This window comes from Lewinellaceae bacterium, assembly GCA_020636105.1.
Lineage (GTDB): Bacteria > Bacteroidota > Bacteroidia > Chitinophagales > Saprospiraceae > BCD1.
Window position 1 is genome coordinate 404669 of record JACJYL010000002.1, and the last position, 19893, is coordinate 424561.

Annotated in this window: 10 protein-coding genes; 5 read left to right on the plus strand and 5 right to left on the minus strand. The window is 43.3% G+C overall.

The genetic code is table 11. The features are described 5' to 3' along the window. Positions 1 to 59 precede the first annotated feature (59 nt). A complete protein-coding gene (locus H6571_18870; GenBank protein ID MCB9325808.1) occupies positions 60 to 2537 on the plus strand; it encodes a hypothetical protein in 2478 nt (825 codons plus the stop codon). Between the two features lie 46 nt (positions 2538 to 2583). On the opposite strand, the gene H6571_18875 is transcribed toward H6571_18870, so the two are convergent. After that, a complete protein-coding gene (locus tag H6571_18875; protein MCB9325809.1) occupies positions 2584 to 5331 on the minus strand; it encodes a CHAT domain-containing protein in 2748 nt (915 codons plus the stop codon). A 4-nt stretch (positions 5332 to 5335) separates the two neighbouring features. Next, a complete protein-coding gene (locus H6571_18880; GenBank protein MCB9325810.1) occupies positions 5336 to 7237 on the minus strand; it encodes a S8 family serine peptidase in 1902 nt (633 codons plus the stop codon). A 722-nt stretch (positions 7238 to 7959) separates the two neighbouring features. On the opposite strand from H6571_18880, the gene H6571_18885 reads away from it, so the two are divergent. Further along, entirely contained in the window at positions 7960 to 8529 is a 570-nt protein-coding gene (locus tag H6571_18885) for a sigma-70 family RNA polymerase sigma factor (protein MCB9325811.1), read from the plus strand. Continuing rightward, positions 8526 to 9269 (plus strand): tetratricopeptide repeat protein, encoded by a 744-nt coding sequence (locus tag H6571_18890; protein ID MCB9325812.1) that lies wholly within the window; start codon positions 8526 to 8528, stop codon positions 9267 to 9269. The genes H6571_18885 and H6571_18890 overlap by 4 nt, the downstream gene beginning before the upstream one ends. A 207-nt stretch (positions 9270 to 9476) precedes the next feature. On the opposite strand, the gene H6571_18895 is transcribed toward H6571_18890, so the two are convergent. The 3 genes from H6571_18895 to H6571_18905 all read right to left on the minus strand — a co-directional run bounded on the left by H6571_18895 (position 9477) and on the right by H6571_18905 (position 13716). Next, positions 9477 to 9749: a hypothetical protein gene (locus H6571_18895; protein MCB9325813.1), complete on the minus strand. Its 273-nt coding sequence runs from the start codon at positions 9747 to 9749 to the stop codon at positions 9477 to 9479. 321 nt (positions 9750 to 10070) lie between these two features. Beyond that, positions 10071 to 11054, minus strand: a complete 984-nt coding sequence (locus H6571_18900) for an aldo/keto reductase (protein MCB9325814.1) — start codon at positions 11052 to 11054, stop codon at positions 10071 to 10073. Between the two features lie 55 nt (positions 11055 to 11109). Continuing rightward, positions 11110 to 13716 carry a choice-of-anchor L domain-containing protein gene (locus H6571_18905; GenBank protein MCB9325815.1) on the minus strand — a complete coding sequence of 869 codons (2607 nt, stop codon included), beginning with the start codon at positions 13714 to 13716 and terminating at the stop codon, positions 11110 to 11112. A gap of 513 nt (positions 13717 to 14229) precedes the next feature. On the opposite strand from H6571_18905, the gene H6571_18910 reads away from it, so the two are divergent. Both H6571_18910 and H6571_18915 read left to right on the plus strand, forming a co-directional pair. Continuing rightward, complete coding sequence (locus H6571_18910; GenBank protein ID MCB9325816.1) at positions 14230 to 18627, plus strand: T9SS type A sorting domain-containing protein; 4398 nt, start codon at positions 14230 to 14232, stop codon at positions 18625 to 18627. Positions 18628 to 18777: 150 nt separating this feature from the next. After that, positions 18778 to 19767, plus strand: coding sequence for a hypothetical protein (locus H6571_18915; GenBank protein ID MCB9325817.1), 990 nt, complete (start codon positions 18778 to 18780; stop codon positions 19765 to 19767). The last annotated feature ends 126 nt before the right edge of the window (positions 19768 to 19893 follow it).

Genomic DNA, 19893 nt, shown 5'->3' on the forward strand with positions numbered 1-19893 from the left:
TTTCACCTTTGTCGGCCCAACCCCCGAAGGGTCAGGTTTATGTCGATAAAAAAGGAGTCATGCGGTGGGAAAAAACAGAGGAAGAAGTGAAAGGCTTCGGGGTAAATTACACGGTGCCTTTTGCTCATGCGTTCCGCTCCGCAAAAAGAATGGGCGTTGACCTCAAAGCGGCCATCGACCACGATGTGTATCATTTTTCAAGACTTGGATTTGACCTGTACCGGGTGCACGTTTGGGATACAGAAATCAGCGACACCCTGGGCAACCTGATCGAAAACGAACACCTCGACCTGTTTGATTACCTTTTGAAAACGCTGAATGAGAAGGGGATCAATGCGGTGCTAACCCCCATAGCGTTCTGGGGCAATGGCTGGCCGGAGCCCGATGAACCCACCCCGGGCTTTTCTCATAAATACGGGAAGGGCGACTGCCTGACCAATCCTGATGCCATAAAAGCGCAGCAGAATTACCTTTTCCAGTTTTTGAACCATGTAAATCCATATACCGGCCTAGCCTACAAGGACGATCCCAATATCATTGCTTTTGAAATAAGTAATGAACCCCACCACCGGCAAGCCCCGGAGAATGTTACGGAATTCATCAAAGGCATGGTGGAGGCTATGAGAAAAACAGGCACTAAAAAACCGATTTTTTACAATATCAGTCATGCCGTCCACCTGGCCGATGCCTACTTCCAGGCAGGCATCCAGGGGGGAACTTTTCAATGGTATCCGACTGGATTGGGGTATCACCGGGAGCTGCCCGGCAATATGCTGCCCAATGTGAATGATTACTATATCCCCTTTGATGAAACGATCCGGAAATACCATGGGGCCAAACTGGTTTACGAATTCGATGCAGCAGACATTGGCCGCTCCTATATTTATCCGGCCATTGCCCGAAGTTTCCGGGAAGCAGGCATTCAGATCGCCACCCATTTTGCCTACGACCCTACCTTTCTGGCTTATGCCAATACAGAGTACAACACCCATTACATGAACCTGGCCTACACCCCTCAAAAGGCCTTAAGCCTTATGATTTGTTCGGAAATTTTCCATCAGCTTCCCATGTATAAAAACTATGGAAGATACCCCGACAATCTTCAATTTGAACAATTTAGCGTGGATTATGGAAAGGACCTGGCAGCATACAATTCCCCGGAAAAATTCATTTATACCAATAACACCTCCTCCAAACCTGTGGAGGAAAAAAGGTTGAAAAAAATAGCCGGTTTTGGCAATTCAGCCCTGGTAAAGTATGACGGTTCAGGGGCTTACTTCCTCGACAAAATCTCGGAAGGTGTCTGGCGCCTGGAAGTCATGCCCGATGCCCATTGGGTGGACAATCCTTTTGGCACGAACAGCCCAAAAAAAACGGTAGGGGTTGTCCAATGGCAGGAGCACCCAATGAAGGTAATCCTCCAAAACCTTGGAAGTGATTTTAGCATGGAAGCCATCAATAGCGGCAATACTTATGGCTCTACCGTGGAGGGGAATGCCTTTTCCATCCAACCGGGCACTTATATATTGAGTAAAAAAGGGATTGACAAAACCTGGTCTCCCTATGCAAATTGGGGAGTGAACAAACTCAATGATTTCTACGCTCCCGAAACCACCGTCAAAAAAGCCTGGTTCAAACATACTGCCGATGGGGAGGTTTCAGAAAACACCCCATTGGAAATTTCCGCCGATTTTATTGCGCCCGTCACGCCCCTTGGGCTTCAGGTGGTCGGGTATTCAGATGCCGGCAGAATAGCCATCGATATGGAAAGAAAAAATGGTTTTACTTATTCCGCCACCATTCCCGCAGACAAACTGACTGCCGGGTATTTGAGGTATTATATCGTCGTGAAACAAAAAGAAGATCAATACATCAGTTATCCTGCCGCACAGGAGGGCATGCCTTTTGAATGGGATTTTTACGCGCGCACGCCTTACCTGGTGCGAGTGGTGCCTCAAAAATATCCGATTTATCTTTTTAATGCCGAAAATGACCTTGATGTGCTCGTCCGTCAATGGCGCCGATCCTTTAAGCTTGTCCCTTCAGCAAAGCAGGGAAAAGCCGAGTATCAAATGAATCTTGACAAATTATTTCGGCCGGATAATGAAAATATGACGGCCGAACCGATTTACGATTATAGTTTCAAGCATTTTATCCTCGATGCCGTTTCCGGGAGAAAAGCCGACCTGGCCTCAAAAAAACACCTTGTTTTTGAAGGCAGGGCCTTAAATGATAAGCCCTGTAAGCTTCAAATTGCTTTTGTGACGAACGATGGCTCTGCTTTTGGTAAAATCATTGAGATCGGAACAACAACGGGAGAATACAAGCTGGCCTTGGCAGATCTTATCCCGGTGCAAACGGTTACCTTGCCACGCCCCTACCCTTCTTTTTTGCCGTATTACCTGGATCATGGAATCCACAAGTCGTTTGATATCAGCCAGGTGGAGAGCCTGCAATTTTCAATCGGTCCCGGCATTCCGGAAGGAGAAAGGGAGGAGGCTCATGGGGTTGGGATGATGGGTGTGTGGCTGGAATAAACTTCCAAAAAGCGATTATGTTTTCATAGCCTTTACAGACTTGGAATTAACCTTCTTTAATTTTTTTCCTGATCACAAAAAAACCAGTAAAGATCACAAGAGGTATCAGGAAATACCCCCATGGATTGGACGGCGATTCCAATTCAATGGTTTCGTTATTGCCCATTAGGGTAAAGGCTGCCCAGTCATAGGGTGTTTTAATATGACCGCTTTCGTCCAATTTGCTGATATATTCCAATTTTGCGGCCCGCAAGGCAGAAGCCTTGGTTGATCCCTGTCGCAGTTTGTCATAAAAAACAGGGAATATTTTTCCGGTGGAGGCCGCATTTACGTTCCACAAACTGGCAATAATGCTGTGGGCTCCTGCATAAGTAAAACCTCTGGATAAGCTAAAGATTCCCTCACCTGATTTCACTTCTCCAATATTGGTTTCGCAGGCACTCAATACGACCAGATCGGAAGGTATTTTCATGCCGTACAATTCCTGTAAGGTTAAAACAGTATCGGCAAAAACGATGATTGGTTGTCCGCCAGCCTCATTGGCTTCGGCATGCGTCGACAAATGGACTACCGAAAAGTGTCCTGTTTCCTGCATAAATAGCTCTTTTGTGGCCTTAGATCCGGTAAAATATGCTCCAGCGACTTTCTTCTCAATGGTGGATAGCTCATCTTTACTATAAGATAAAGCGGGATAATTACCAATCCCTTGCCCGGCGGAGAAGGGCGCGAATCCCAGCAATGTATGTTTGTCTCCCGGGTTTGCACCTTGTTTTCCCAAAATGGTAGCCGAAAAACTGAGCCTAATACTGTAATCATTGATTAGATAAGGCAAGCGTGACAGTTCATAGTCCTCAACAGGTTTGGTAACCAATGCCTCAAATGGCACGAACCCTAAAACCCCATCGGGAACAATGATTAGTTCGTCCACCCCGGATAATCCTGCGGGAGCCACCAGGTAATTGAACAACGCCCGGGCCGAAGCTATATAACCTTCCGGATCATTGGCGATGGCATAGGAATTTTTAAAAAAGGCTAAATACTCACCGACCAGCTGTTCCGTTTCCACAGTGGGTCCCAGATCTTTGAAAACAGGCTCTGCATCGCCTGTCAAGGCAAGGAGCCAGCTTTTTTCCTGACCCAAAAAGTAATGTAGCAAAGCCGTATGATTGCCCAGAAGTTGATTCGACCTGAAAGTGGAAAGGGCATCTACTTTTGTTTCAAATTTGGCTTTATGGTAATTGGGGTATTTTTTGCTAACCGTTGAAGTAAAGGTCTCAAATTCGATATTTAGCTGCCTGAGGTTTTCCAGGGCAATGATTCTGTTCTCCTTATTTGAGGTTTCCAATTGTTCACGCGCTTTGAGTAAAGCCTGGGTAAGTCGCTGTTCCTCCCTGATCAGGGTTGCATCTCCAATGGAATGAATGGCTTCCGCGTTGATCATAGCATCGAGCAAAAGAACCGACCTGCTTTTTTCAAAAAACAAAAAGGCACTGGAATAATCGCCTGCGATATAACTGGCCTCAATCGCCTTTTCATAAATAGGCATTACGTTTTCCCTCCAGAAAAGTTTCGTGCTTTGTTCCGTATGCTCCCGGCGCAGAAGGCCGACGAGAAAATCGCAGCGTTTATAGGTTTGAAGAGCCTGGGTCAAAAAAACCGGATCCCCGCTTTTTTGGTGTAACAACATCAATGCCTTTGCTTTGTCAGACAGATAAATCAACAAGTCGGCCTTGGAAGGCATGAGTTCAATATCCTTTTCCGACGGATTTTCCAGAACATTTAAATCCATTGCGCCATTCACCTCTTTCATGACGGCATTATGGTAACATTTTAAGGCTTGGTCAGGCGCCCCCATTCTGATGTAATACTCTGCCAGGTTATCCTGACTTTGTGCCACCAGAGTTCTCATATCAAATTGCTTCCCCAGCGCATCTCCCTTAAGGAAACATTTCCTGGCTTCTTCCAATTGGTTTAATTTGAGGTGAGCCAGGCCGACATTATTGTAAGCCGCTCCAAGGTCTTTTTTAATCTTGAATTGAGTGAGCTCCTTAATGGCCAGATCTCCGTAATAAATACAATTGTCATAATCTTTCAGACTGTAATAACTTCTGCACAGGTTGTTGTAACAAAATGCCCTTACATCTGAGGGTGCTCCGTTTTGAAAATATGCACTGACCAGGAGAAGACTGTCAATGGCTCTTTGATATAGTCCTTTTTCGTGTAAAACATACCCGAATTCAAGCCGGCCTTTCACCATTCTAATGTTATCATTAAATTTGTTCGCATTATTGATGGCAAGGTCAAAAGCTTGTATGGCCCGATCAAAATCACCAAGTTCCCGGTAAATGCCCCCCAGTTCGAGAAGGGATCTGGAGACCCTGTCATTCCCCGTTGCGCTAAAAATACGGATGGCCGATTGTAAATTTTTTTCAGCCATCTCAAATTTTTCGATTTTTCTGTAAAATGCCCCCAAATTATGATAAGACTTCCCCAGGTCTTCCTGGAAAGGATACAGGACAATTTGCCTGATGGCTACTGCTTTTTCGGTATAAAAAATGGCTTTTTCATAATGTTTTTTATTATATTCAAACACCCCTCTGTTGTGAAATAAATCAGCCAATTCCTGTTGGCTATCCCAAGAATTCTTCAAAAGATCCGTCATGCTCAGAAAGGTATCCTCTTCTCCGGCCACAACAGCCTTTGGATTCAACACCAATGGGTATTGTGCCAATAAAAATGCTGGCATCCCCCAAAGAGAGCATGCCAGACAGAAAAATAATTTTTTCAATATCATTTTCCTAATTTTTTCGATACCTGAAAAGCGTTTTTGTCCTTCCCCAGCAAACGGACATATAAATCAAAAGGAAAAGGCCAACGGCCAAAACAGGCCATCTGAATCTATCCCACCAATTATCACATTTGAATCCATAATCCAGGACCCGCCCCTTTTCTGAATCTTTTCCCGCCATTTTCGGCTCTTCCCGAGTACAGGACAACAGGGCGTTTTTAATTGCATTCACCTTTCCCCGTTTACCGCAAAAATAAGCTACATAAGCCGCCGTTACAGCCGGAGTTGCCATGGAAGTTCCTGATTTTTCCCGCCTCAAATTCCCGGGAAAAGCACTAACCACCTGATCCCCCAGGGCCAGAAGGTCTACCTGACTGGGTGAATAATTGGAGAACCATGATCTTTGGTAGTTACCGTTTACGACAATATCATGGGAACCAACGGTAACAATATTGTCCAACGTATCACAGGCTGGAAATTGTGGGGTTATTCCCAGATTTAATGAATCATTCCCAGCTGCAGATACAATAAGAATATTATGATTTTCTGCATTTTCCATAGCAGTTTTTAAAATACGGCTCGAGTTACCGTAAAAGCCCCAGCTATCATTGATAATATCCACACCAACATCAATGCTGTAATAGGTGGCGCAGGTCACATCAAACAAATTCCCAACTCCGTTGGCATTATGAGTTTTTAGCGGGATTAACCTGTAATCGCAGGATTCCGTGCATTGTTTTTTCAGATTTTGAACGATAATGCCGGCTACATGGGTACCATGACTATGATCATCCATTGGATTGTTATTGTCATGCACAAAATTCCAACCGATAAAATCGTCCTGCATACTACAGCTATCAGGCCATGAAAGATTTGGGTTTTGCCAGATATGGTCTGTTAAATCAATGTGATTATAATCAATCCCCGTATCCAAAACAGCGATCAAAACAGCACCTTTTGGTGTTTTGGTAAGACCTGATGGAGGCACTTTTAGCGGATGTACAGGTGGAGGAATTGTATCGAATAAATGGTTGAAATTGTACTTATTCAATTCGATATCATCAATATCGGAACCACTGCCGGAGCCTTCGGTTTTTTCCTGAATCCCGATTATATCCAAATCCATAGCGTCTCCGTCTTCCACCCATAATTCGATATCACTGCTGCAATGACAACTCATAATTTTTCTAAAACCAAAAGAATCGCGAAGTTCCTGCTTCCGGCTTTCCGGCACATTAGGTGCGAAATCCACTACCACCTGGTAGGGAACATAAGGCCAGCCATCATCACCAATATCGTAGGGAATGTTATAATTTTTTAGGCTATCACCCAAATAAGGAATGGGCAAGGTCTCTCCAACACTCGCAGGTTCATAGAGCTTTATATCATCAATGATCCATACGGCTTGTGAGGTATTGGCCATAAAACTCACCAGGACATTGTTTTGACCTGCTGCGATGGCTGTAATATCAATATCCTGCAAGTCCCAGGAGTTAGTGGTCCCGTTCCAGTTGGAGTTCAGGTTTAATGGAAAGTCGGATTCTTCGATATCGGATTTTACCCTGACAAACACATTTTCATTTGTATTTTCAAGGTGCAGCAACTGGTTAAACCTTAAGCGTACGTTATTGTACAAAGAAAAGTCAAAAGCCTCGGAAATCAGCGTGTTAGAATTAACAACCACTGAAGTATCCTGTAACACCGCAGTACCGGCACCCGATGGAGCGCTTATCGTATAAACCTGTCCCAATAAAATGGCCTGATCCCCCCAGGTCCAAAAAATAGACCCCGGGCTAACCCAACCATTTAAAGTGGAATCAAAGGGCTCATAATATTGAACGACCTGTGCTGAGGTATTAAAATAAAAGAAGGCGGAAAACAAAAAGAACAGAATAAGAATTTTACTTTTCATTTTGAAGGGTTTTGATCCTTTTATTTAGGTAAATGGTTATGAAAGTTACGATTGTATACTTTAAAATTGGGTAGAAACCAGAGGGCGCAGTCTGAATAAATGTAGACTGTTGGTCTAAAATAATAAAATTTAATCGTAAACAAATAAATTTTTTTAAAATATTTAGTCAAAATTTACAAATAATTCAAAATTTACAAGAACAGTTCATTTTAAAATAGTTGGAGACAAAACGTATTTGCCTCCAACATGTATGGTTTTTTGGTGTTGGTTCTTACTCTACCTTACCCCAAGCATGCCAAGGCTAGAGTCAAAAATATCTTTTCGGTGACCAGCAAAACAATTTATGCTTTGCACGAAGGTTTCCATGGATGAATTAGCAAGCTTACTTGTCCCAACGGCTATTCCAGGGCTTATTACTCCCGTAAACGGACTCGAAGGCGCAGCGCGCCAATGGTCCGGGTTAGATCCGGTCTGGATGCCATTAATTGGTCTCTTAAATTAATTGAGGTGGTTTCTGGATTCTTTTTTGGTTCTGCCATTTTTGGTTTTTAAAAAAAGTTATTGCCTACTCTTACCAGTTTTCGGCTTCCCTGTTCTTTTTTGTCTGTAAGAGGTATTCTCAAAAACTATCTTAAATTCCTCCCAACACCCTTATATCGCTCCACAACTTTTTTCTTACCTTTGAAGAGGATAAAATTATCACCTACCCTATTTTGGCATCGATGAAAAAACACGAAGACCACCAATACATAGAAGCCCTTGCAAAAGGAGACAGACAAGTACTGGAGATGATCTACCAGCAACACCTGGCTCCGGTTAAAAATTGGGTAATAAAAAACAATGGTACTCCTGCGGATGCAAAGGACATTTTCCAGGAATCCATTCTCGCCATATATACCAAAGCCATGGACCCTGATTTCAATTTAACCTGTCCGCTGGGCGCATTTGTTTTTCATATTTGTAGAAACAAATGGATCAGCCAGCTCAGAAAAAATAAAAGGATGGAAGGGGTAATAAAGGAAGAACAGGAGCGATATGAAAACAACTGGGACATGGCCCAACTGATTGTACAAGTCGAAGAAGAAGAGATCAGACAATCCAAACTTGATAAGGCCTTTTCGCAATTAAGCGAGTTATGTCAAAAATTATTGCAACTCGTAAGTGACGGAATAGCTGCTGAAGATATTAGCAGCCAACTGGAAATGGCTAAAGTAAGTACCTTTTACCGTCGAAAGAACGCCTGTATCGACAGATGGCGAGATTTGTATAGCAATGAAAATTCAGGCTTATGAAAGACGATTACAAATGGATAGATGAATACCTCAACGGGAATTTAAGTGAGGAAGAACGTACAAATTTTCAGGAGCGCCTGAAAAATGATCCTCTTTTTAAGGAATCTTACGAGGTGAGAAAAAGCATGGATATTTTTCTCAAAAACAGGAAAGGAAAAGCATCTTTGATCAAAGACCTCGACAGTCTTGGAAATCAATATTTTCAAGAATCAGAAAACGACAAGTCAAAGGGTAAAGTTACAAAAATGATACCCCGGTGGGCTCGGTATGCTTCAGCTGCAGCGGCAATTATGCTCCTGGTTATTGCCATCCGTAATTTCCTGCCACAGAATATCCTTTATAATCAATATGCCGATATAGGTAAAATGAATTTGGAGGAAAAAGGCCCTGAAACTTTTACTGGTAAAGCGGAAATAGCGTTTAACGCACAGGATTATATCTCCGCATATTACTTTCTGACCCAGCATCTGGAACGGGAGCCGGAAGATATCCAGGCTATTTATTATCTTGGACTTTCGGCTCTGGAATCAGGAAAATATGAAGAAGCTTTAAATATTTTTGAAAATTTAAACAAAGGAGCTACAGCTTATCAAAAATCCGGTAAATGGTGGCAGGCGATGACCTATTTAAAAATGAAAAATTTTAATCAATGCAGGAAAGCTTTGAAAGAAATTCCGGAGTCCAATGAAGCCTTTTATGAGAAAGCACAGGAGTTGTTGGTGAAAATTGATAAAAGATAGGAAGTACCGGAAATCAGCCTATCAAATCTAGAATGTAAGAGTGAAGCGGAACCTCAATTCCAAAAAAATTAACATTCTACATTTCACGGTTTTGCATTTTAAATTTCACATTTCAAAACAACGGCCCTTCCCGCGTTAACGAAAAGGGCCGTACAAAAATTTGGATATGTATGGGGATAATTTTTCATCCCTAAATCGGACTTAGTTTTACCTCAGTTGAAAACCGTGAATGCTTTGGCGTTTGGTTTGGGGATTGTTTACCAATTCTACATCCAGTGTACAGTTTTCAAACTGCAAGGCATGTTTTTCCATCTGATGGCTTGCATTCAGGGCCATTTGACCTTTCAGCTGTGAGCCAATGAATGCTCCGGTTTCCTTAAGGTTGAGCATTAATTCTTTGATCAGATCTAATCCGTTGGTTGAATTTCTTTTATTCAATAAACCAACTGAAAGTGCGAGATTAATTTTTTGGTTGTTCATTTCAAATATGTTTTAGGATGTCAGTTCTTGTCAATTGTTGTGGTTAAAACCTTTCTTAGAGGCGATATGTTGCTTGTCAAATTTTAAATAATTGTTAAAAGTTGTTATCATGTATTAAAATGTCGCCGAAACATCTCTTTTGATGCCTTCCACCACTATATCCCCTAACTTGGGTAAATGTTACCCTGATTTAATTATTTTTTCAAAATAGTTTAAAACCATTTACTTTAATGACGGCTGGATCCCAAAAAAGTTACGGGTTACGGAATCATTAAGCATCCCGTAACCCGCAAGTTTATATCTTCAATAAAAAATTACTTCTTAAAAAGGAGGAGCCACTGGTTTATTGTCCAGAATCACTTCAATTTGTTGCGCCACCTCCGGCGTGATCTTATCCACAACCTCGAGGGCTTTTAGGTTTTCCTCCAAATGATGCACTTTTGAAGCGCCCAGGATAACTGTACTTACGTCAGGATTTTTCAGGCACCAGGCCAGGGCCAGTTGAGGCAGTTTGGTCCCGAGCTCTTTAGCCAGGCCATTCAGGCTCCTTGCCTTCTCTATGCGACTTTCGGTCAGGGCATTGTCCTTCAACCACTCCAGGCCTTCCATGCCCAGCCGGGTATCCTTTGGAAAACCATCCAGGTATTTATCCGTCAACACTCCGGAAGCCAGGGGAGACCAAATAGTGGTGCCAAGCCCTACCGTTTTAAAAATCTGGCTGTACTCGACTTCAACTTTATCCCGATGAAACATATTGTATTGAGGCTGCTCCATCGTCGGGCCGATCAATCGCAAATCACGGGCAACCATGTGGGCTTCCATAATCTCCTGGGCAGACCATTCTGAAGTGCCCCAATAGAGCACTTTCCCTTGTTGAATGAGGTGGTTCATGGCCCATACGGTTTCTTCGATGGGCGTATTTTTATCCGGCCTGTGGCAGAAGAACAGATCGAGGTAATCGACCTGCAAGCGCTTTAGGGCCGCATCACAGGCTTCGAAAATATGTTTCCTGCTCAACCCCGTTTGATTGGGCAACCGACGTCCGTCCCCAAAAAACACTTTGCTGGAGACGAGGAAAGAGGTTCTGTCCCAGCCCAGTTTTTTGAGGATTTTCCCCATGACGATTTCCGACTGCCCGCGTGCATAAATTTCAGCGTTGTCAAAAAAATTCACCCCGTTGTCGTAGGCTTTGATCATGAGTTCCTCAGCAACCTCGTCACTGATCTGTTTTCCAAAGGTAAGCCATGACCCCAGGGATAAGGCACTCACCTGAAGGCCTGATTTGCCAAGTCTGTTGTATTGCATTATATTTTGTTTTTGAATTTTAGTTATTCTAATAACAGCCAATACATTACCTTGTTCAACGCCAAAGCACTATATCTCCCGTGATGGTCTTTTCATTGCCGTCTCTCAGTTTCACTTTAACCAGGAATACAAAAACACCGCTGTTCAAAGGTTTCCCGTCCAGGTTGCCGTCCCAACCCATTCCCTCGGTATTGGGCAGGAAATTTTTGGCCTCGTGCATCATCCCACCCCAGCGGTTGAAAACCTGGAACAAAAGCACTTTCGTCACGTGTTTTTCACTAAAATAAGGCATGAAAAAATCATTTACCATATCTCCGTCGGGGGTAAAGATGGTAGGAATATAATAATCGATCTCTTCCTTGATGGTAACTTCTATACTTGAAAAAGACTTGCAACCAAATACATCCGTAACCTGCACAAAATAGAGTCCCCCGGCCAATGCCGTATGAATGGGGTTCAGACAATCCGTGCAACTTAGATTCGTCGAGGGAGCCCAGATTACCGAAGCCAGGAGGGATTCCGGGAAATTGAGCTGCAACATCAATTCATGTTGTTCATTCGGAAGCACCTCAACGGTCTCCGGCAACTCAAACATGCGTTCATATAATGTGGGCATGATAAATTCCTGCTCCAACTGACAGCCATTTGCATCTTCAATGGCCAGCGCGTAATGCTCTCCGACATTCAGGGTTTCAAATAAAGAAGCATCCTGAAAATTGCCGCCGTTCACGGAATACAGGTAGGGAGGCGTTCCACCATTTGCAGAGAGTATTAGTTCGCTTTCCATCAACCCGTCACAATCCACCGTCACGCCACTTAACGGAGCTGGTTCCGAAAGCATAATGGCATATTGCTCGGCACAGCCAACCGTATCCAGCACCGAAAGCCAGTACATGCCTGCCGCCAGGCTATCGATAAAAGAAAGACTTCCGAGATTATCACTCCAATTCAATAAAAATGGAGGATTGGCCCCGGTAATGGCCACTTTAATGGAACCATTTGAAAAACCGGAGCAACTGATATCCACCGAGGTTATATCGGCGTCAATTTCCATAATATCAAGGGTTGCCGCCCCAAGGAAATCCCCACTACAAACCTGATCCGACATATAAATCAATTCATAGGTACCTTCTTCAACAGCCGGCAACAAAAAAGATTGGCTCATGATGTCGGTAACAGGATTTTGTTCCACCCCATCGATGGTATAGCTGAAATCAAAGGGTGGAATGCCCGAAAAGTTTATTTGAAAATAGGCGGTATCCCCTTCACAAACGCGTTCGTCTCCCTCCAACATACCAAAAGGCACTTCAGTGATTTGAATCAAACAGGTATCAACGGCAAAATGGCCGCAGTCATCAAAAACCGTGACCGAATAATGGGTATTCCCGATTCCGGCAATATTTATTCCCGGGGTCCCTTCCCCCGTACTCCAAAGATAGGTGTAAGGTGGATTGCCTCCGGATACCACAGGAGTATGCTGTACACTTTCTCCACTGCAAACGTAAATATCCTGCAGATCCACCTCAACGGGTACGGGATCAACGATCAGCATAACTGCTGAATCTGCATAACAGGCACATGGAATATCGAGAATCACGGCCAGTGATTCTCCTGATTCCGGCAACCCGTCATTCAAGGCCTCCACCGGAACAGAAATGGAAGAAGCCCCTGCAGGGATAACAGCCGTTAGTGGAATAGCCGCAAAATCAACCCCTTCGGTAGCTGTATTTTGATTGGACAGGTAATAATTTACCGTCAGGGGAAATTCGGTGGAAGCATCCTGCTGCCGCTCAAAAAGAAAATAGGCATCATCACAACCTTCCGTTAATAACTGCTGACCGCTCACCGGATTACCAACCGAACTTACCTTGATCCGGCCGCCCAGGTTGAAACTTCCTGCTTCCAGGAATACGGCAGAATCATAAAAATTATCGTTTACATCTCCTATCACCATCCTGATATGGTAGACATCACATGGATTAACCTTAAGCGTAGCGGTCAAAACGGTAGTAAATCCGTCGTATTCAATATTACTCTGTTGGGAAGGGATGAAAGACACCCCACATTCATCAGCATTGTCCTGCCTTTCATTTCCTGTAAAAAAGGCAGCATTGGTATTTCTATTCACAGAATTTATGGCCACAAAATCCGTTGTCCCCGGAATCAGGGCAACATTTTCTGCATCCCCCGTGAACCCGCCGGAAACGCCCGGGCCGCTGACAAAAAAACCAAAAACATCATTGTACTCACTTCCGACGAATTCGCAATATTCCTCGGAAGCAAAAACATACCGGAACGTCACAAAAGAATCAAGGGGCACAAAATCAAAGGTGATGCCCACCGCATCATAAACGCCTTCAATAGCAATTAAATTGAGGTCCATATCCCCGGAGTTGTCAAAAAAGTTCCCACTTACGTCAGAAGCACTGTTGGGGCCTTCAGCATTGGAAATGTCGCCTGTGGCAAGGATAATGCCATCTTCCAGCCCGATAATGTCTGTTCCGCTTGAAAAATAACCGATACCGTTACCATTCCCCACCGACTGAACATTGGTAATCGTCTCACAGACTCCATCAGCAAATACATCCTTAACCAATTCTTCCACCGAATATGCCTTATTGGTATTGATTCCGCTGAAAACGGCTTCATTAACTATTTCCACAGTCTGATGATTTCTCTCATTATCGGGGGAAACGAGAAAAAGAGAAAATATAGTCGTGAAAAATGCAACAAAATGAAGTCTCATAAAGTATAACAATACTGTACCATTTTAAGTATTCATATTATAAAAAGCCGGCAAGTTTTGTTATCCTATTTAATCCGGAACTCACCATAGCCAGTAATTGACGTCTTCTAAATTCAGCCCCTGATTTATTGAACATTTATTAAAAAAAAAGAGACAAATATCAAATTTAACTTATTCCTAATGTGTAAGGCTTTATGAACTGGAAAGCGTTTCAAATTTAAAAAAATATTCGGAGATTGTCTGACAAATAGTGAAAATTATAATATCTTCGCTTAAGAATCACATCAACAATCACACCGGTTTTTCAAAAGACCAAGGCTTTACCTCAGGTAATTTTATCCTTTTATTTCAAATAATCAAATTACGGTTATTGTCATGCTTATGTTTATAAATTATTACGGTTATCTAAATCAAAAAAAAATGATCCCTATGTTCATTAAAAGATTAATTCCAATTGTTTTTTTCTTTGCTTTCACTGGTGCCAACTTATTGCATGCGGAGGAATATCCATGCCTTCAGGACGTTACCATTTCGACTTCCTCGGGAGCCACTTCCTTAATGTCCTGCCAGGGTGATATCGTGAATGGACTGGTCAAGTTCAAAACCAGTACTCAAGGCATGCCTTTTGCTTATGTAGTAGTTGATGAAGACGGTACCATTTTGTTGGTTTCGCTGAACAGTACCCTAAATTTAAGCCCTTTCCAGAACGGAGCTTATCGGGTTTATGCATTTTCTTTCATGGGATCCCTGTTGGCGGAAGTGGGCGACAACATTTTTACGGATGACCTTGCGTCCTACTGTTATGAACTTACGGTAAATTACATTACGCTCAACAGCGGGGCTCCAGAAGCAGGAGCCATTGCCACAGACAGTCCTACGCTTGTTTGTGTCGGGGATGGAAATCCAGATCTCGTCAACCTCACCAATACAGGCGGTGGAGACAGTTATGCCTATTTTGTAACCGATCAGGATAACACTATTGTAGCCATTTCCATAGATGGAGTTTTTGATATGGATACTTACCAGGAGGGAACCTACTTTCTATGGGGATTTTCCCATTTCGGTAACCTGACGGCCCAGGTGGGCATGAACATCACAGAAGACGAACTGGCTGATGGCTGTAGCAGCTTTTCCGAAGGATTCATTGCCATTACCGCCTCCAATCCTGATGGTGGAATGGTTTCTCTTGACGATGGAAGTGATTCCTATGATATCTGCGACGGAACGAATGCTGATATTCTGACCTTTAATTTTACAACTTCATCCCAGGCCGGGTACACTTTGGTTCAGGTAGATGAGAACGGCATCATCCTTGCCGTTTTAAACAACAATACACTGCCCGCAAGCGAGGTGCCTTTTGGAACGACCTACGTGCGCGGAATCTCCTTTACAGGAAACGGAACCATAACAGCCGGGCAGGATATCTACAGCTCCCTGAGTGATGATTGTTATGAAATTTCTACAAACGCCGTAACCTTGTTCAAAGAGGTTTATCAGGGCGGAATCGTTAGCCTCGATAACGGAGATACTGAAATTACCCTTTGTGTAGCCAATGGAGAACCGGACTTGCTGAATTTCGTCTCCACCGGTGTTTCCGGCGGAAGTTCTTTCACTTTTGTGATCACTGATGACCAGCACAATATCCTCGATTTTTCCACCAACGGAAGCTATGACTTCGATACGGCTCCACAGGGAACATGCCTGATTTGGGCACTCACCTATGATGGCAACCTGCTTGTAGAAATAGGGGACAACTTGGACGGAACCGAGCTGGCCGATGCCTGTTACGGGCTGAGCAGCAACTTCATTACGGTCAATAGGCAGGCAGTCAATGGAGGTACCATTGCTTTTGAGATCAATGGAGAAGATTATTATGAATATTGCAGCACAGATGGCAACGTGGAATTTTATTTTACCAATACAAGTGCCATTGGAGATAATTTCCGCTATGTCGTTACCGATGCGGCAGGCAATATCACAGGAATTCACCCCATAGGGACTTCAGTCAGTCCTACGGGTGTTTTTTCTTATACACGTTATATTTACTGGCTTTCCTTCAGCGGTCCTGATTTCACAGGAGATGAGATCGCTGCACTCTCCGGCCAAAACCTCGAAACGGCTGTGTTAAGGGATGGATGTTATCAATTATCGTCCAACCGTGCCACGCTGGAGGTTTCTTACGTTGACGGAGGAAGCATTCAACTGGAAGGCGGACAAACCTCTGCTGTCGTTTGTGGCAGCGATATTAACAACGGACTCCTTACCTTTGAAACCACTACCAATTCTATTGAAAATCAAGCGCTTCTCCTGACAGATGCCAATAACAATATCATCACTTTCCTCACTGGAAACACCGTGAATTTTAACGCTGCAGCGCTTGGAGATTACAAAGTATGGAATGTTTCCTACACAGGTGACCTGACTGGTGAGATCAACGATCCCGCCGCCGAGGTGGCTCTTTCGGATGGTTGTTATGACTTGTCTGACAATTTCGTGGAAATTTTAGTTGCCGAAGTGAACGGAGGCACGGTATCTACCCTTGACGGAGATACTTTCCTCATGCTTTGCCCCGATGGAGAAGTTCCTGAAAGCCTTAATTTCACGAACCAGAATGCCATTGGAAATGGCTATGCCTACATATTGACAGATGAAACGGGAACCATCATTTCCCAAATTGACGGCAACACTTTTGAGTTCATTTCCCTTCCTATCGCAGGTATCCTGCAGTTCTGGGGGGTAGCCTATACCGGCACGCTTGAGGTGCCCTTTGGAGAGTCTATTTCTACTGCTGTATTTTCAGATGAATGTTATGAACTTTCTGAAAACCATGTAGAAATTATTTATGAAAACGCCCAGGCGGGCACCCTTACCGTTAATGGCGGTCAGACCGAATTGTCGATTTGTGTGGGCGACGGGAATCCAGACCTCATCCAATTTGAAGTATTAGATGCCACACATCTCAATTACGTTTATGTGGTGACGGATGTAGAGGACTATATCATCGGCGTATTGCTTCAAGACAGTTTTGATTTTGACAATGCCGTGGGTGGTCCTGCCAGAATATACGGTCTTTCTTATTCAGGGAATCTAAACCTCTTTCCAGGGGATAATATCAATGATTTTCCAGCCAGTGATGATTGCTGGGATTACACGGATGAATTTGTGCTGTTGAACAAAAACGCAGTAGATGGCGGCGTCGTTTATACCGATTTCACAGAAGAGGTGATCTATGTTTGCGCCGGCGATGATAATCCCGATGTGATCACTTTCCACAACAGCAGCAATGCCGACGAGGCAGGTTATCAATACGTGCTTACTACAGCTGACAATCTGATCCTCTCGTTTTTAACCGGAAATGAACAGGACTTTGAAAATACAGGATTCACGACCCTCAGGGTTTGGGGCGTTTCCTATACAGGCAACTTTAATATGGCCTTTGGATCCTTCATCGACCAGGTCGAATTATCCGATGAATGTTATACCCTTTCCGACAACTTTATTACCATTGTCAGAGATTTACCCGAAGGTGGTGACGTTTCGACAACTGATGGGGAAACGGTGCTCCAGGTTTGCATTGGTGCCGGATCAGGTATTGTGGAAATGGCCACAACAAGCACCTCTGTTTCAGGATATGTTTACCTTTTATTGGACGAAACGGGAGTGATCCTGGAGGTCAACCAAAACGGAAATATAGACTTCAACCCATTGGCTCCCGGATTATACCGCATTTACGGCCTTTCTTATACCGGAGAACTGTATGCCGCCCCGGGAATGCTGGCTACCCAGGTGGTACTCGCAGGAAGTTGTTATTATTTGTCCAACAACTTTGTTGAAGTCACCCGCTCAGAACCAGTAGACGGAGGTACGATAGCTGTAATAGGCAGCGATGAAACGACTTTCTACACCTGCCCGGACGACGGCATTTCCGACCTGATTATACTTACCACCACCAGTACGATTCCTGGTTACCGTTATATCATTACGGATGCCAATAACATTGTCACCATTCCACAAATTATAGGCCCTGCGATCGATTTCAATTCGTCAGATTCTGGTGAATTCCGTATTTACGGTATTTCATTCAATGGAAATAGCCTGGTAAGTTTTGGAATGAACATTCTTGAAGATCCAATTTCCGATAACTGTTATACCACTTCAGCAAACTATATTACCATGATCGTGGGTGAGCCTGTTGGGGGCACCGTGACCTCCGATCAGGGAGATGAGGTTACCCTTGTGGTGGGAGATGGAGAACCTGATGTGCTCACTTTCAGCAATTCAGAAGCTTCAACAACTCCTTATGTCTATGTCATTACAGATGAGGGCAATGCCATCCTTGGTTTTGTGGATGGTGACACCCACGATTTTGAAGGGGCAAGTCCGGGCATTTGCAGGATTTGGGGCGTTGCTTATACAGGAGGAATATTGGCTGCCGTCGGAGATACCCTTACCCAGGTAAGTTTTTCTGATGACTGTTATAGTCTGTCTGACAATTATGTAACCCTCAACAGGACCGACAATACCGAAGGAGCCACAGGAGCAAAAAGCGCATCGAATACTCAAAATGCCTTTATCAACCTGACTACTTATCCGAACCCGGCAACTGAGGTATTTACCGCCAGTTTCAAAATGGAGGATGAAGTACCCGGCAGGGCTGAGATCCTGATCGTGAATCTTAACGGCCAGATTGTTCATAAGATGCCGGTTACCACAATGCCCGGACAGAATGAAATACAGGTAAATATTGGCGATTTACGCCCGGGGTTATATATGCTCCATATCAGAAATGATAGAGAACACCAAAGCATAAGGTTCTCCAAACAATAATTTTTGTTTTGGATCCGAATAATAGTTCGGAAAGCTGAATAGAAAGGGCCGCGAAGGGATATATTTAATCATCCACCTTTCGCGGCCTTTTTATTTTTTTTGCGTTATGCATAGAATTTCCTATTTTGAGGCCGAGCAAAATTACTAACTGTGCTAAAAATATTTCGTACAAATCATTTGGTGTCGGGATTCCTGCTGATCTTTTATGCAGCCTTGATCCGTTCAGCTGTTTTTATCCTCCATCCGATTGAGGCCGTTCCTGATAATAGTGGCGTATTAAGCCAGTTGCTCTATCAATTTACTCAAACAAACGGATGGGTCCCTGACTTGATTTCCCTGGGAATTATTTTTATAAATGCCCTGATTATCAACTATCTCGTGGCTCAAAATTTTTTGGCGCAGGAGATAAATCTTTTTCCGGGGCTTTTTTATATCATTGTGGCCAGCTGCGTTCCTGATTTCCTTGGACTGTCCGCTTTACACCTTGCCAATACTTTTTTAATTATTGGCTGTTTCAGCATTTTTGAAATTTACAACAAACCCTCCCCTGCAAAATATATTTTCAATGCAGGGCTTCTGATTGGGATCAGTACGCTTTTTAATTTATCTTATGGGGTCTTTTTTGTCTGGGTTTTGATCGCTATCAATACGCTTCAAACCCTGAAATTTAAAAATTTTTTCGTAGCCCTTTCGGGATTCGCCCTGCCATGGATTTATACTTTTCTCTATTATTACTGGAATGGAATTTTGGGTGTTTTGATGGAAAACCACCTTCAAAACCAATTTAAATTTTTAACATTTGGCTCGGGAATAAAATTTTTCGATTTTATTCCCATGAGTATTTTAATCCTCTTGGGAATAGTGGTTTTGACCGGTTATAACAACCACATTCTCAAAAAGAAATTTGAAATAAAAAAGAAAATATCGCTGATTTATTGGATGTTTTTTTTCGGCCTGTTGTTTTTGCTGACCGGAACAGCGGCCCTTCCAGAGCAGCTGATCGTTTTTACTGTACCGGTTGGCATATTATTGTCCCTCAGTTTTACAAAAATGACACCACCCTTTGATGGACTTTACCATATTCTTTTGCTGTTTATTGTCATGCTCATGCATTACTTAACATTACTAGGCGTCATTTAAGAAGTAATAATTACCTTTGCAGCGCAAAAAGTCAGGGATTATTGAACCTCCTTAATTTTGTTGCGTTTTTAAAAGGTAAAATCTAGTTTTTCGCTTAATAATTGAACCAAACCAATCCATTTCCCT

Excerpts from the sequence above, each read along its gene's own strand:
- H6571_18885 (MCB9325811.1), top strand. The coding sequence starts at position 7,960 with ATGAAAAAACACGAAGACCACCAATACATAGAAGCCCTTGCAAAAGGA.
- H6571_18880 (MCB9325810.1), bottom strand. The coding sequence starts at position 7,237 with ATGAAAAGTAAAATTCTTATTCTGTTCTTTTTGTTTTCCGCCTTCTTT.
- H6571_18900 (MCB9325814.1), bottom strand. The coding sequence starts at position 11,054 with ATGCAATACAACAGACTTGGCAAATCAGGCCTTCAGGTGAGTGCCTTA.
- H6571_18870 (MCB9325808.1), top strand. The coding sequence starts at position 60 with ATGCGGTGGGAAAAAACAGAGGAAGAAGTGAAAGGCTTCGGGGTAAAT.
- H6571_18890 (MCB9325812.1), top strand. The coding sequence starts at position 8,526 with ATGAAAGACGATTACAAATGGATAGATGAATACCTCAACGGGAATTTA.
- H6571_18875 (MCB9325809.1), bottom strand. The coding sequence starts at position 5,331 with ATGATATTGAAAAAATTATTTTTCTGTCTGGCATGCTCTCTTTGGGGG.
- H6571_18910 (MCB9325816.1), top strand. The coding sequence starts at position 14,230 with ATGTTCATTAAAAGATTAATTCCAATTGTTTTTTTCTTTGCTTTCACT.
- H6571_18895 (MCB9325813.1), bottom strand. The coding sequence starts at position 9,749 with ATGAACAACCAAAAAATTAATCTCGCACTTTCAGTTGGTTTATTGAAT.